A 13,796-nucleotide genomic window follows, 5' to 3' on the forward strand; every position below is an offset into this window, starting at 1 on the left:
ATCAATCAGCTTTCGGTTCGGCGCCGTCGCCGGAGCCCGCAACCCTGGTGGCCAGAAGCGATCCCGCCTGAACCCGGTACTGGCCCCGCGTCACCACTTCCTCGCCCGGCGCGAGCCCGCTGTCGATCAGGCTTTTGCCGTTGCCGGTTTCCCGGACCTTGATCGGCCGCACCACCGCCTTGTTGCCTTCGCCGACGACGAAGGCGAACAGCCCGTCCGGGCCATGCTGCACAACATCTTCCGGAACCACGGTGGCATCCTTGACCGTCTCGACCAGAAGCCGCGTGGAAACCGACAATCCCGGCCACAACGCATGGTCCTTATTGTCGAACGTCGCTTTCAGCCGGATGGTTCCGCTGGTGGAGTCGACCTGATTGTTGATCAGCGCCAGCACGCCCTCCGACAATTGCTTCCGCCCATCCGTCGTATAGGCGATCACCTTGAGCGGGCCGCGCTTCATCGCGGCCGCGATCGCGGGCAGTTGCTGCTCCGGTGCGGTGAAGATCACCGAGATCGGTTCGACCTGCGCGATGGACACGATCGCCGTCTGCGCCGCGGCGGTGACGATATTGCCGACATCGACCATGCGGATGCCGGTGACGCCGGCGATCGGGGCGCGGATGCTGGCGTAGTCGAGCTGCGTCTGCGCGTTGTCGATCGCGGCCTGATCGCCCGCGATCTGCGCGGTCAGTTGCGCGACATTGGCGTTCTGGGTATCGACGGTCTGGCGGGTCGCGAACTCGCCAAGCTTGGTCGAGCGGGCAAGATCGAGCTTGGCGTTGTTGAGGTTCGCCTCGTCCTGCACCTTCTTGGCCTTGGCCGCATCGAGCGTCGCCTGGAACGGACGCGGATCGATCTGCGCCAGAAGATCGCCTTCCTTGACGAACTGCCCTTCCTTGAAAACGATTTGCGTGATCTCGCCATCGACGCGCGTGCGAACCTGCACGGTGTTGAAGCCCTGCACGGTGCCGAGGCCCGACATGTAGACCAGGAAGTCCGCCTTCTCGACAGGAGCGATCGTCACCGGCACCGCGGGCGCCGCCGCTGCCTTGGGCTTGCGCGAGCCGAACTCGCGCCAGCCGAACACTCCCGCGCCGACAATCGCCAGCGCGATCAGCACAAATCCCCAGCGAGGCATTCCAGACTTCGTCATTCCGTCTCTCGTAAACCCGATATTCTTACATATCACTCATAAGACTGCGATTATTTAGTATGCAAGCACTTAATATCATGGCATGCTAATGAATTCTTCGTCAGGCCAACCCACTCCTTGGTCATGGCAACCGTCACGGTCCGGCCCATGTCACTCGATCTCAAACGGCAGTTCATCACGCAGCTCGTCGAATCTTCCCGCGTGCTGCGCAATTATATCGAACATCGCGCCAAGAGCCGCGGGACCACGCGCGCGCAGTGGATCGTGCTATTTCGATTGCGTCAGCAGGAAGGGTTGTCGCAGGTCGATCTCGCGGAAGTGATGGAATTGCAGCCTATATCGCTGGTGCGGCTGCTGGATCGCCTTGTCGATCAGGATCTTCTCGAACGCCGGCCGCACCCCACCGACCGCCGCGCCAATCAACTATATTTGACCGATACGGGACGCCGTCTCGTCGATGACCTCGACAGCCTGCGCGATTCTATCGCCTCCGAGGCGCTGCGCGAAACGCCGGTGGCCGCGCTTCAGACCGCGCTCGCCGTGCTCCAGCAGGTTAAGGATAACGTCAAGAACAACGGGGATGCCGCCGCCGACACGGCCCCGCCTCCTCCGTCTCCGACGCGGCGAATGCGACGATAGATCGCGCTCGCCAACCGGCCATCCCGCCGGTCAGCGCGTTTTCGGACGGCGCGGAATGTAGATGCAGGCCGCGTAGATGATGACCGGCGTGACCAGCATCAGCCACGACAGCCCATCCCAGATGCCGTCACCGACCAGTGCCGCGATGAGGCCGATGATGCTCATGACGCCGATCAGCGCCGGGACAGCGAAGATCTGCCCGAGCGTGCGGTGCCTTGAAAAAACGCTGCGTCCGCTCATGGCGTCTGCGGCTCCAGCGCCGAGACGCTCGCGACCGAACGCTCAACGGAAACGCCCGACTTGCGCCGCCGCAGCCAGAGATAAAGCCCGGTCACCAGAAGCACGATGGTGATGACGTCGAGGATCGCCCAGATGATCTTCAGCGGCATGCCGCCGTAATCGCCGAAATGCAGCGGCTGCGACAAGAGCAGCGTCGAGACGTACCACGGCATCTCGCGGCTGTCCGTCATCGCGCCGGTCTGCGCGTCGATCAAAGCGGGTTTCAGCAGGCGAGATGTCAAAGGCGTGTCGCCGCGCATGAACACGGCATAATGGCTCTTGCTGCTGAAGATCGTGCCCGGAAACGCGACGAAGGCCGGTTTCATGTCAGGCTCCGCCTTGACCGCGACCTTCACCGCCTCGTTGACCGAGGCCGGGTTCACGACGATAGCACGGTCCTTGTACTGCGCCGTCATCGCCGCGAGCTGGTCGAACTGCCAGTATTTGATGACGAGATCGGCCCATGTGTTGATGACGCCGGTGAAGCCGACGACCAGCGTCCACATCACCAAAAGGATGCCCGCGAGATTGTGCACGTCGAGCCAGCGCACCACCCGCTTGCGCTCGCGCCGGTAGGTGCCGAAATCGAGTTTCCGCATCGACGGCGCATAGACCACGATGCCGGAAATGATCGCCACGCAGAACAGGATGCCCATGAAGCCCAGAAACAATTTGCCCGGCAGACCGGCAAACATGTCGGTGTGCAGCCTCAGCATGATGTAGGTGAAGCGGCCGGTGACATCCGGCGCATCGAGATATTTCGCCGTATGCGCATCGACACGCACGAACGTATTCTTGGAAGGATCCGCGTTGATCGTCTTGCCGACGCTCACCATCATCGCGTTGGGATCATCCCGATCCCAGACCAGGAAGTGCGGCACCATGTCCGGCTTCTGCGCCTTCACCGCCGCCATGACGTCGTCGAGATTGGCTGGCGGAGTACCGGGAGGCACCTCCGCCGCCTTCACCTGCGAATGCAGGACATCATCGATCTGCTCGTGGAAAATCAGCGGCAAGCCGGTCACGCACAGCAACAGCATGAACACAGTGCAAATGATGCTCGACCATTTGTGCACCCATGACCATCGTCGTAGTGACTTGCTCGCCGCCAATTTTGACTCCTTTATTTCCAGCTATATCGCAGGGTGCCGAGAACCGTGCGGGCCGTTCCAAGGCCGCAATAGGCAAGACCGGTCAGGCACGACTCGACATAGTACTTGTTGGTCAGGTTCTTCGCGGTCACCTGCGCGCTCCAGCCTTTCATGTCCGGACGCAGATACGCGAAGTCATAACTGACCGCCGCATCGAAGAGCGTATGGTCAGGGATGACGAACGTGTTCTGCCCGTCGCCCCAGCTCTTGCCGACATAGCGGACGCCCGCGCCGAATCCAAGGCCCGCCATCGGACCGTTATACCATGTATATTTCGCCCACAACGACGCCTGATCTTCCGGGGCAGCCTGGAGATGCTTGCCGAGATTGTTGGCCGTGGGCGGGGCGAGGCTTTTCGTGATCTTCGTATCCAGCCGGGTGTAGCCGCCGATGATCTCCAGTTCGCGGGTCACGTTTCCGCGCACCTCGAATTCGAAACCGCGCGAGCGCGCCGAGTCGGTCTGCAAGCTCGTAAAGAAGATCGTCGGGTTGCCCGTCAGAATGTCGTTCTGATTGATCTCGAACAGCGCCGCGGTCATCATCAGGTTCATACCATTCGGCATGAACTTGACACCGATCTCCTTGCCGTCGCCCGTCGTCGGCTTGAACGGCGTCGAGCTGCCCGCAGCGGCGCCCGTGTTCGGCACGAACGACGTCGAATAGCTGATGTAGGGCGACACGCCGTTATCGAACAGATAGTTCAGACCCACGCGGCCGGTCTGCGCGGAATCGCTGCGCGAATATGCGCCGGGAGGCGGATAAAATGCCGGAGACAGACTGGTCAGACTCGTGTTGACGAAGTCCTGCCGTCCAGTGAGCGTCAGCGTCCAGCGGTCGAGCTTCATCTGGTCTTGCGCATAGAGGCCCGCCTGATCGATCTTGTTGTTGTTCAGGATGAAGGGCGACAGCGCATCGAACGGTGTCGGAACCGCGCCATAGACCGGGTTGTAAGGATTGATGCTGGGGAACGTGCCGGACGGCTGGCCGCCCTGCGTGCGATAATCGACGCTTCCCGTCTGGTGCAGGAAGTCAAAGCCGACCAGCACCTTGTGCGTCACCGGGCCGGTGCGGAAATCGGCCTGCAACTGGTTGTCGAGCGTGACGTTCTGCGAATGCGCCTTCACGTAGTTATAGGAACGCGAGACCAGAGTATCGCTGTAGATCGGCGGCGGCTGAGGAAAGCCCGGATTCAGCAGCAACATGCCTTCCGAACGAACCGAATTCAGATCGTTGCTGACCTCCATGTAGCGGAAGTTCTGGCGGAACTGGAGATTGTTGTCGAACTTGTGCTCGAACGCATAGCCGATCGACTTCTGTTCCAGTTTGTAGCCATCGTATGCGGGCTCGCCGATATAGACATTGTACGGCACGCGCCCGTTCGGATTCGGCAGGAACGAGACCTGTCCCGGCACGTATTGCTGATAACCCTTGTTGTCGATCTTCTGATACTGCGACAGGATCGTGAAGCTGGTGTCGTTTGTCGGACGCCACGTGAAGCTCGGCGCGATGAACGTCATGTTGTTCTGCATGAAGTCGGTCTGCGTATCGGCCAACCGGCCCAGACCGACGATGCGATACAGGAACTCGCCGTTCTTATCGATCGGGCCGCCGATGTCGAACGCGCCCTGCCTGTAGTTGAAGTTTCCGAACGTCGTCTCGAAATCGTAATGCGCCGTCGCCGTCGGGCGCTTGCTCACCATATTGAGGAGACCGCCCGGCTCGGTCTGCCCGTAGAGACCCGACGACGGACCCTTCACGACCTCGAGACGCTCGAGCCCATAGGTTTCGATTTTGGGGGTGGCGAAGGTCGTGCTGTCCGCGGGCAGACGCAAACCGTCGAGATAGCTCACCGCGTTGAAGCCGCGAATCTTGAAACCATCGAAGAACGCATTGGCGCCGTAACCCTGGAGGGAAACGCCCGGCGTGTATTGAAGCGCATCCTGCACGCTTTGCGCGCCTTGCGCGCGAACCTGATCCTGCGTCACGACCGAAATCGCCTGCGGCGTCGTCAAGAGCGGCGTATCGGTCTTGGTGCCGGACACGCTTTGATGAGCGAGATAGCCATCGACCGGCCCCGTGCCGCGTTCGCCAGCGCCGCGTCCGTTGACGGCACCCGCAGGCGCCACCTGCTCCGTGCCCCTGTTCCGCGCAACGCTGCGCGAGGTGCTGCGTGCGCGCGATGAAGGACGCACCGCCGCGCGGCGTCTCACCTGCGGCTTCGGCGCATCGACGGTGACCGCGGGAAGCGTCGATGATTGTTGCGCGGTCTGCGCGTGAACCGTGGAAGGAGCATTGATCGTCAGCGCGAGATAACTGACCGCGCCCATGCAGATAGCGCGTTTGAAAACCTTCGACTTGCTATTCATATCGTGCCCCGAAATTTATTCCGCCCCTAGCGGATTTCTTTTTCCTCCTATCACGCTGAATCGCGTCGACACGGTTTTGAAAATTAGAAGGCATCGAAAACCGGCAGTGTTGCCGCGCGTGTTGCTTTCATGTCTCGCAACGAGATCACGCAATCAATTTTGAAAGAATCTAGTTTTCGGATTTTGATGAGTTCTAATTTTTCGCCGCGCCTCACCGTGCGAACATGCGGGAACCGGGCGCAGAATATCTAAAATCGATTCTTGATCGCAGCGAGGATCGCGCGCCTTCATCACTCGCGAATCTCGAAGGCGGTTTTTCTCAAACGGCGGGACAAGAACTCTCGCGGCGGCGTCCCGCTTCGGGTCGCCGTCTGTCTTCCCGCCTCTTAAACGGTCTCGGGCAGGCTATGGGCCGACGAAGGGAGGTTCGATACCGTATTCGCCGACTGCAAAGATCGCCGCGACCAGCAAGTCGCGATGCACGTCCGCCGCGCCAAGCACGAGCAGCGAAAACAGACCCAGAGCTATGAGGATTAAGGTTGGCGAGGCGGAACCGTCATCCGGTTTTCTGCCGATCGCGTTCTTGTCCAATGTCCACATGACATGTCCCACTTTAATCGCGGGAAGTTCGTCTGCCACCGACCGGCGAGATCAAAACCGACTTCTCGGCGTAACCCAGGCATTTGCGGCCATATGCCAGACTCTGCCTACGCCCCACCAATATACCTTTGAAGACTCCGACTCCAGCCAAACCCCGCCCATCGGCGCTTTGGTCGCAGCAGCCCGCGCCAAGACCCCACAGCGTGAAGGCTCGCGCGAGCGGATTTCCGGGGTTGCCGGTGGCAGGAAGAAAAAACGCCAAGCCAGTGAAATAGTTGGCTGGGCAATGATTGGCTGGGGAACCTGGATTCGAACCAAGACAAACAGAGTCAGAGTCTGTTGTGCTACCGTTACACCATTCCCCAACGCGCTGCCGGCGCAGGACGCAAAGCGTCTCAGATCGGCGGGCAAATCGCGATCGCGGGGTGGATATAAAGTGCGAACGGGCGGCGGTCTACCCCTTTCCACCTGCCATCCCCACGGTACGGAACCACCGCTCTCCTTCGCGACGGTAAATAATGTCTTGAGGCCGTGGCAGCCGTCCGGCCCTGTCACCACGAGATAATGACGACAACCACCGCAAAATCGGCACCGCAGGCGCCCGGCCCCCGAAACGGCGGCGTTCCAGCCTGCCCAAGAGCAGCCAAACTGCACTGATCCCTTAACAATTTCTGCAACATGGCGGGCGCATAGTTGGCCGGAAAAACAGGTCTCCGAAGCCAAACTCATATGCTGAATCCGCCCGTCCCCCAGATCGCCGCCCTTGGCAGAGTCGTCTCCGTGCGCGGCTCGCAAGCCCGCATCGGCGTGATCGCCAGTCCCGAGATCACGCCCACAACCCTGCGCGCCACCGTCGGCCAGTTCTTCGGTATCCGCAGCGCCAGGGGGACCATCGTCGCGATGATCACCGAGATGTCGCGCGAGAACATCGACATGCGCGACAACCACATCGCCGTCGCGTCGGTGGATCTGCTCGGCGAGATCTCGCACGAAGGCCGCTTCCAGCGCGGCGTGACCTCCTATCCGACCATCGGCGACGCCGTCGATATTCTCACGACCAACGAGTTGCGCACCATCTATACGCCGACGGGCCGCGATCAGGTCAACATCGGCGCGTTGCAGCAGGATTCGGCGATCTCGGCCTACGTCAATATCGAGGAAATGCTGAGCAAGCATTTTGCCGTGCTCGGCTCCACCGGCGTCGGCAAATCGACCAGCGTCTCGCTCTTGCTCAACGAGATCCTGCTGGCGCGGCCGAGCCTGCGCGTCTTTCTGCTCGACGTGCACAACGAATACGGCCGCTGCTTCGGTGCGCGCGCGCAGGTCTTGAACCCGCGCAATCTCAAACTGCCGTTCTGGCTGTTCAACTTCGAGGAGTTCGTCGATGTTCTGTTCGGCGGCCGTCCCGGCGCGCCCGATGAAATGGAAGTCCTCTCCGAAGTGATCCCGATCGCCAAGGCGACCTATCTGCAATACGGCAACTCCGACCGGCACGGCCTGAAGCGCGCCGAACCGCGCGCCTCCGGCTTCACGCCCGACACCCCGGTGCCCTATCGTCTGGTCGACCTGATCTCGCTGATCGACGAGCGCATGGGCAGGCTGGAAAACCGCTCCTCGCGCATTACCTATCACAAGCTGATCCAGCGCATCGAGGTCGTGCGCAACGACGCGCGCTACAGCTTCATGTTCGAGAACGCCAATGTCGGCGGCGACAGCATGGCCGAAGTCATCAGCCACCTGTTCCGCCTGCCCGCCAACGGCAAACCGATGACGGTGATGCAACTCGCGGGCTTTCCCGCCGACGTGGTGGATTCCGTCGTCTCGGTGTTGTGCCGCATGGCGTTCGATTTCGGCCTGTGGAGCGACGGCGCCTCGCCGCTGCTGTTCGTCTGCGAGGAAGCGCATCGCTACGCCTCCGCCGACCGCACTCTCGGTTTCGGTCCGACCCGCAAGGCGGTGTCGCGCATCGCCAAGGAAGGCCGCAAATACGGCGTCTATCTCGGCCTCATCACCCAGCGCCCGGCCGAACTCGACGCCACCATCCTGTCCCAGTGCAACACGCTGTTCGCCATGCGGCTCGCCAACGAACGCGACCAGGGGCTGCTGCGCTCCGCCGTCTCGGACGCCGCCGCCAACCTTTTGTCCTTCGTGCCGTCGCTCGGCACCCGCGAGGTGCTCGCCTTCGGTGAAGGCGTGGCGCTGCCGACGCGACTGCGCTTCAAGGAAGTACCGCCCCATCAATTGCCCCGCAGCGAAGCGACCATCGCGACCACGCCGGTCTCGGACAACGGGCACGACATCAATTTCGTCAACTCGGTGGTCGATCGCTGGCGCGGCTCCACCACGCATCGCGACGCGCCGAGCGATCCGCTCGTCTCGGACCGGTTTGCCGAGCGCATGGGCGACCGTCCGCTGCAACGGCTCGTCGATTCGCCGATGCTGCAACCGACCTCGCCGCTCGGCCTGGAGCCGGACCGCTACTCGCTGTTGAAGAAGCCGCTGCGGTAGCCAACCATGATCGCCTGGGACGATATCCTGCTGCGGCTTCTGGTTGCGACGCTCGCGAGCGCCGCGATCGGTCTCAACCGCGACCTGCACGGCAAACCGATCGGCATGCGCACGCTCGGCCTCGTCGGCCTCGCCTGTGCCGCCGTCGTCATCTTCGCCATGCCGACATCCGGCGAAGCCCGGATTTCAGATGCAACGAGCCGCGTGATCCAGGGCATCCTCACCGGCATCGGCTTTCTCGGCGCCGGTGTCATCGTCCATGCCGAAGTCGCGGGGCAGCACAAGGTCCACGGCCTGACGAGCGCCGCCTGCGTCTGGTTCACCGCCTGCATCGGCGTGATCTGCGGCGCGGGCGAATGGCGGCTCGTCGCCGTCGCGCTCGCCGTAGCGTTCGTTCTCCTGATCGTGGGCGGCCCGCTGGAGCGGACCCTGCATCGGCTGCTCACGGGCGACAAGCAGGACTGAGTCCCCTCAATCGTCGACCGCCGGTCCGCACCATCCCGGCAGGTAGATCGCGTCCTTGCTTTTGGCGAGCGCAAGCGCCTTTTCCATCGCCTTCTCGAAATCGCTATCGACGGTCTTGCGCTGCAATCGCCGCCGCAAAAAATCCGCCCACAGGAATTCGCTGAACGGCGTCGTGTCCTTGGCGAAACCTCCCGCGCGCCGAAGCTCGCCGGCAAGGCTGCGGAACGGATCGTCCTTCAGCTTGCCGACATTCTTCGGCAAATCCTTGTAAGGGTGCCGCTCTCCATCCTCGTCGTAGGGATAGACCCAGCGGTGATTGTCGAGCACGACCCAGAACGCCTTCGGGTCCACCATGGTCAGGTCCGCGATCACGCTGACCAGCACATCCCGCTCGCCTTCTTCATGAAGCGCCCGCGCCAGGTGATGGTGATCAATCACATAATTCAGTTTGTCGGGCCCGACCACGACAGGGATCTGATGCCTGCCGAGCAGTTTCGCGCGCTTCTTGTCGTCATGTTCGCGCCAGCGCTTCCGCTTTTCCTTTACCTCCCGCATCCCGACCGTCATCTGGGTCGGGCGTAACGACATGATCGGCACCGGCTGAAGCACCGGTTCGCGCTTGATGACCATCCTGATTCTCCTTCGGCTCGTCCGTCGCGGGCGATGGATCGCAATGTTGCCAGTTCATCCACTTTGTGAGGAGCGACCGGCGGATCACTTGTGCGGCACCGGACAATTGCATGCATCCTCCGAATGGGCCGCCACGGTGTCTTGTCCCGATGGTGATGCAGACCTATCCTGAATGGGAGACGCAACCGAGCCGCAAGCCGAGAATTTAAAGACATGGCGCGCCCGCCTGACATTCCCGAGAGCGACGGCCGCGTGGTGAAATTCAGCCCGCGACCGGCCAAGCCCGCGCCTTCCTCCGCCCAGCGATCCCCTGCACCGGAACCGGTGGATTATCGCCAGCGGATGTGGGCGAATCTCGCCGCGACCGTGTTTGCCGTCGTGCTGGTCGCGGTCGGCGTGTGGCTCGTCACCAGCCTCAATCACATGCGCCAGACCCAGGACTGCATCATGATGGGCCTGCGCAATTGCGGGGAAATCGACACATCGCCCCATAGCTAGCCGCACAATCCCTTCCGGAACCGCCCGGGAGGACCGTCTCGCCGCCATTGAACTCGCCGCCCCGCTCCGTTATACGGACAACTGCTTCGGGCGTGCCGGTCGGGGCGCGGTCACCGAGCCGTCTTCCCTTTGCGCCGATCGGCGTTTACCGAGAATAATCAAAGGCTTAATGAATGTCCTCAACGTTCGATCAGGTCGCCACGATCATTGCTGAAACCTGCGATATCCCGCGCGACACCATCACGCCGGAAAGCCACGCGATCGATGATCTCGGCATCGACAGCCTCGACTTCCTCGATATCGCCTTCGCCATCGACAAGGCGTTCGGCATCAAGCTGCCGCTGGAGAAGTGGACGCAGGAAGTCAACGACGGCAAGGCGACGACGGAACAGTATTTCGTCCTGAAAAACCTCAGCGCGCGCATCGACGAGTTGGTCGCCGCCAAGGGCACCTGACGCGCACGCCCATGCGTCTCGAATATTTCCAGATGGTCGATCGCATCGCCGATCTCGATGTCGGCGAGCGCCGCATTACCGTCTCCGCGCAGGTGCCGCAGCAAAGCTCGATCTTCGAAGGCCACTTCCCCGGCTATCCGCTGATGCCGGGCGTGCTGCTGATCGAGACCATGGCGCAGACGTCGGGCTGGCTCTTGATCGCGCTGTTGAAGTTCGAACGCATGCCGTTCCTCGCCTCCGTCAAGGAAGCCAAGATGCGCGATTTCATCAAGCCGGGCGAACCGCTCACCGTGGACGCACATGTCGTCCATGATGGCTCGGGTTTCGCCGTCACCGATGCCAGGATCAGCGTCGATGGCAAGTTGAAGTGCAACGCGACCCTCACCTTCCGCCACACTCCGTTTCCCAACGCGGATCTGCGCGGCCATATGCAACAGATGGCGCAACAGATCGGCTTTCCCGCGCAGGCGATGTCATGAGCAATACCTCTCCGACCCGCGAGGTCTGGATTACCGGCATCGGTCTCGCCACATCATTGGGCGAAGGTCTCGACCAGCATTGGGACGCGTTGCAGGCGCGCAAGGTCAATGTCGATGAGACGACTTTCGCGCCCTACCCGGTGCATCCGATCGTCAAGCTGACATACGACGCGCAGATTCCGAAAAAAGGCGACCAGCGTCAGATGGAAGCCTGGCAGCGGATCGGCACTTACGCCGCCGGTCTCGCGCTCGACAGCGCTGGCCTCAAGGGCAACACCGACATTCTCTCGCGCACGGATATGATCGTCGCCGCGGGCGGCGGCGAACGCGACCTCGCGGTCGATGCCTCGGTGCTCAACGATCAGGCGCAGGGCAACGCCGCGCCCGGCTCGCTGAACGAGCGGCTGATGAGCGATCTGCGCCCGACGCTGTTTCTGGCACAATTGTCCAACCTGCTCGCGGGCAACATCTCGATCGTGCACGGTGTCACCGGCTCCTCCCGCACCTTCATGGGCGAGGAAGCGGCGGGCACCGACGCTTTCAGGATCGCGCTCGCGCGCATCGTCTCGGGGCAAAGCGACATCGCACTGGTCGGCGCCGCGCATAATGGCGAGCGCAAGGACCTGTTGATGCTTTACGAGTTCGGCGACTTCGCGCTGAAAAACAAGTTCGCGCCGGTCTGGGCGCGCGGTGCGGACCACTCCGGCTTCGCGCTCGGTTCGGGCGGCGTTTTTCTCGTCATCGAATCCAGGGAGCATGCGCAGGCGCGCGGCGCGAAACCGTTCGCGCGGCTCACGAGCGTCGTCGCGGATCATGCCCGCCGCGCAACGCCTGGCGACATCACCGCCGTGCTCGACGGCCTGTGGGCCAAACTTGACGCAAACGCCGATGCGCCGATCCTCACCGCCGCGACAGGCGCGGCTCCGGCGACAGACGAGGAGCGTGCGTTTTTGAAGAAACATGCGAGCGCGCCGGTGCGCGCGCTCGGCACGTCGTTCGGCCATCTCATCGAAGCCCAGTTTCCGCTCGGGCTCGCGCTGGCGGCATTGTCGATTTCCAAAGGGAAACTGTTCGCCGCCAACGATACGGCCGGCCTTGAGGTTGAAACGTCTGCTTCACCTTCCCAGATTGTCGTGGTCAACACCGGACATTGGCGGGGCGAAGGCATGGCGCTGGTCGAATCTGTTCCGGCCTGAGATCGGAGAACCCGCATGACCGCCGCGAAAGACAAGTTCGGCCGCCCCACCGTCGTCGTCACTGGCATGGGCGTCGTCACCTCGCTCGGCGCGGGCAAGGCGGAGAACTGGAAGAAACTCACGGCGGGCGAATCCGGCATCCGCACCATCACGCGCTTTCCGACCGACGGGTTGCGCACCACCATGGCCGGCACCGTCGATTTCATTCCGGTCGAACCCTTCATCTCCACCACGCTGTCCGACAAGCTCGCCGATCTCGCCGCCGAGGAAGCGGTGACGCAGGCCGCTATCGGCAGCAAGGGCGACTTCCCCGGTCCGCTGTTTCTCGCCGTCGCTCCCGTCGAGGTCGAATGGCTTGCACGCGAGCAAGCCGCGCGCGCCACCGGCGCCACCTCCGGTATCGATTACGACGCCATGCTCAAGGTGAGCGGCGGCGGCAAGTTCGCGAAATTCCATCAGCGATTCCTGTTCGGCTCCGTCGCCGATCATCTGGTCGATCGCTTCGGCACCAAGGGTTCGCCGATCTCGCTCTCCACCGCCTGCGCATCGGGCGCGACCGCAATCCAGCTCGGCGTCGAGGCGATCCGCCGCGGCGAGGCCGATGCCGCGCTGTGCGTTGCGACCGATGGCTCGGTCAATCCCGAAGCCCTGATCCGCTTCTCGCTGCTCTCGGCGCTGTCCACCAACAACGATTCGCCGCAGGCGGCCGTGCGCCCCTTCGCCAAGAACCGCGACGGCTTCGTGATGGCGGAAGGCGCAGGCGCGCTGGTGCTGGAAAGCTACGAGGCCGCGACCGCGCGCGGCGCGACCATTCTCGGCGTGCTGGCAGGCTGCGGCGAACTTGCCGATTCCTTCCACCGCACCCGCTCGAGCCCGGACGGCAAGCCGATCATCGGCTGCGTGCGCAAGGCGCTCGACGATGCGGGCATGGGTGTCGAACAGATCGACTACATCAACGCCCACGGCACCGGCACGCCGGAAAACGACAAGATGGAATATCTCGGCATCTCCACCGTGTTCGGCGAACGCGCCACGCAGGTGCCGGTCTCCTCCAACAAGTCGATGGTCGGGCATACGCTATCCGCGGCTGGCGCGGTCGAGGCGGTGTTCTCGCTGCTCACGCTCGAACACCAGCGCATTCCGCCGACGATCAATTACGACATCCCCGACCCCGCGATCCCCTTCGACGTGGTGCCGAACACGGCCCGCGACGCCAGGGTCACGGCGGTGATGTCGAATTCATTCGGCTTCGGCGGCCAGAACGCGGTGCTGATCCTTACCCGCGAGCCGGTTTAAGTCTCTGGCGTATAAAGTCTTTCTGACCGGTTGACGCGACCGCGCCAAGCGGCGATACCTCGTTCATTCCCAAGGCTTATT

Annotated in this window: 14 protein-coding genes and 1 tRNA gene; 8 read left to right on the top strand and 7 right to left on the bottom strand. The window is 62.5% G+C overall.

Annotation, left to right across the window (positions count from 1 at the left end; translation table 11 throughout):
- Position 1: 1 nt before the first annotated feature.
- Complete coding sequence (locus AFIC_RS09845; protein WP_275246056.1) at positions 2-1,153, bottom strand: efflux RND transporter periplasmic adaptor subunit; 1,152 nt, start codon at positions 1,151-1,153, stop codon at positions 2-4.
- 147 nt (positions 1,154-1,300) lie between these two features.
- Between AFIC_RS09845 and AFIC_RS09850 the strand changes: the two genes are divergently transcribed.
- A complete protein-coding gene (locus tag AFIC_RS09850; RefSeq protein WP_275246057.1) occupies positions 1,301-1,792 on the top strand; it encodes a MarR family winged helix-turn-helix transcriptional regulator in 492 nt (163 codons plus the stop codon).
- A gap of 30 nt (positions 1,793-1,822) precedes the next feature.
- On the opposite strand, the gene AFIC_RS09855 is transcribed toward AFIC_RS09850, so the two are convergent.
- The 5 genes from AFIC_RS09855 to AFIC_RS09875 form a co-directional block, all read right to left on the bottom strand.
- The gene (locus tag AFIC_RS09855) at positions 1,823-2,032 is read right to left on the bottom strand and encodes a hypothetical protein (RefSeq protein ID WP_275246058.1); all 210 of its coding nucleotides are present in this window, start codon (positions 2,030-2,032) and stop codon (positions 1,823-1,825) included.
- Entirely contained in the window at positions 2,029-3,183 is a 1,155-nt protein-coding gene (locus AFIC_RS09860) for a PepSY-associated TM helix domain-containing protein (protein WP_275246059.1), read from the bottom strand. The genes AFIC_RS09855 and AFIC_RS09860 overlap by 4 nt, the downstream gene beginning before the upstream one ends.
- An 11-nt stretch (positions 3,184-3,194) precedes the next feature.
- On the bottom strand, positions 3,195-5,588 hold the full coding sequence (locus tag AFIC_RS09865; protein ID WP_275246060.1) for a TonB-dependent siderophore receptor: 2,394 nt from the start codon (positions 5,586-5,588) through the stop codon (positions 3,195-3,197).
- 405 nt (positions 5,589-5,993) lie between these two features.
- Positions 5,994-6,188, bottom strand: coding sequence for a hypothetical protein (locus AFIC_RS09870; protein WP_275246061.1), 195 nt, complete (start codon positions 6,186-6,188; stop codon positions 5,994-5,996).
- 291 nt (positions 6,189-6,479) lie between these two features.
- Positions 6,480-6,553 (bottom strand) — tRNA-Gln (locus AFIC_RS09875).
- A 364-nt stretch (positions 6,554-6,917) separates the two neighbouring features.
- On the opposite strand from AFIC_RS09875, the gene AFIC_RS09880 reads away from it, so the two are divergent.
- A complete protein-coding gene (locus tag AFIC_RS09880) occupies positions 6,918-8,696 on the top strand; it encodes an ATP-binding protein (protein ID WP_275246062.1) in 1,779 nt (592 codons plus the stop codon).
- A 6-nt stretch (positions 8,697-8,702) separates the two neighbouring features.
- Complete coding sequence (locus tag AFIC_RS09885) at positions 8,703-9,161, top strand: MgtC/SapB family protein (RefSeq protein ID WP_275246063.1); 459 nt, start codon at positions 8,703-8,705, stop codon at positions 9,159-9,161.
- A 6-nt stretch (positions 9,162-9,167) separates the two neighbouring features.
- On the opposite strand, the gene AFIC_RS09890 is transcribed toward AFIC_RS09885, so the two are convergent.
- The gene (locus AFIC_RS09890; protein ID WP_275246064.1) at positions 9,168-9,791 is read right to left on the bottom strand and encodes a ParB-like protein; all 624 of its coding nucleotides are present in this window, start codon (positions 9,789-9,791) and stop codon (positions 9,168-9,170) included.
- A gap of 213 nt (positions 9,792-10,004) precedes the next feature.
- Between AFIC_RS09890 and AFIC_RS09895 the strand changes: the two genes are divergently transcribed.
- The 5 genes from AFIC_RS09895 to AFIC_RS09915 all read left to right on the top strand — a co-directional run bounded on the left by AFIC_RS09895 (position 10,005) and on the right by AFIC_RS09915 (position 13,715).
- Positions 10,005-10,289, top strand: coding sequence for a hypothetical protein (locus tag AFIC_RS09895; RefSeq protein ID WP_275246065.1), 285 nt, complete (start codon positions 10,005-10,007; stop codon positions 10,287-10,289).
- Between the two features lie 173 nt (positions 10,290-10,462).
- Complete coding sequence (locus AFIC_RS09900) at positions 10,463-10,744, top strand: acyl carrier protein (RefSeq protein WP_275246066.1); 282 nt, start codon at positions 10,463-10,465, stop codon at positions 10,742-10,744.
- A gap of 11 nt (positions 10,745-10,755) precedes the next feature.
- Positions 10,756-11,223 carry a 3-hydroxyacyl-ACP dehydratase FabZ family protein gene (locus AFIC_RS09905; protein ID WP_275246067.1) on the top strand — a complete coding sequence of 156 codons (468 nt, stop codon included), beginning with the start codon at positions 10,756-10,758 and terminating at the stop codon, positions 11,221-11,223.
- Positions 11,220-12,419 carry a beta-ketoacyl-ACP synthase gene (locus tag AFIC_RS09910; RefSeq protein ID WP_275246068.1) on the top strand — a complete coding sequence of 400 codons (1,200 nt, stop codon included), beginning with the start codon at positions 11,220-11,222 and terminating at the stop codon, positions 12,417-12,419. The genes AFIC_RS09905 and AFIC_RS09910 overlap by 4 nt, the downstream gene beginning before the upstream one ends.
- Positions 12,420-12,434: 15 nt before the next feature.
- Positions 12,435-13,715, top strand: a complete 1,281-nt coding sequence (locus tag AFIC_RS09915) for a beta-ketoacyl-ACP synthase (RefSeq protein WP_275246069.1) — start codon at positions 12,435-12,437, stop codon at positions 13,713-13,715.
- The last annotated feature ends 81 nt before the right edge of the window (positions 13,716-13,796 follow it).

The sequence above is a fragment of the [Pseudomonas] carboxydohydrogena genome, assembly GCF_029030725.1.
In the GTDB taxonomy this organism is placed as follows: domain Bacteria; phylum Pseudomonadota; class Alphaproteobacteria; order Rhizobiales; family Xanthobacteraceae; genus Afipia; species Afipia carboxydohydrogena.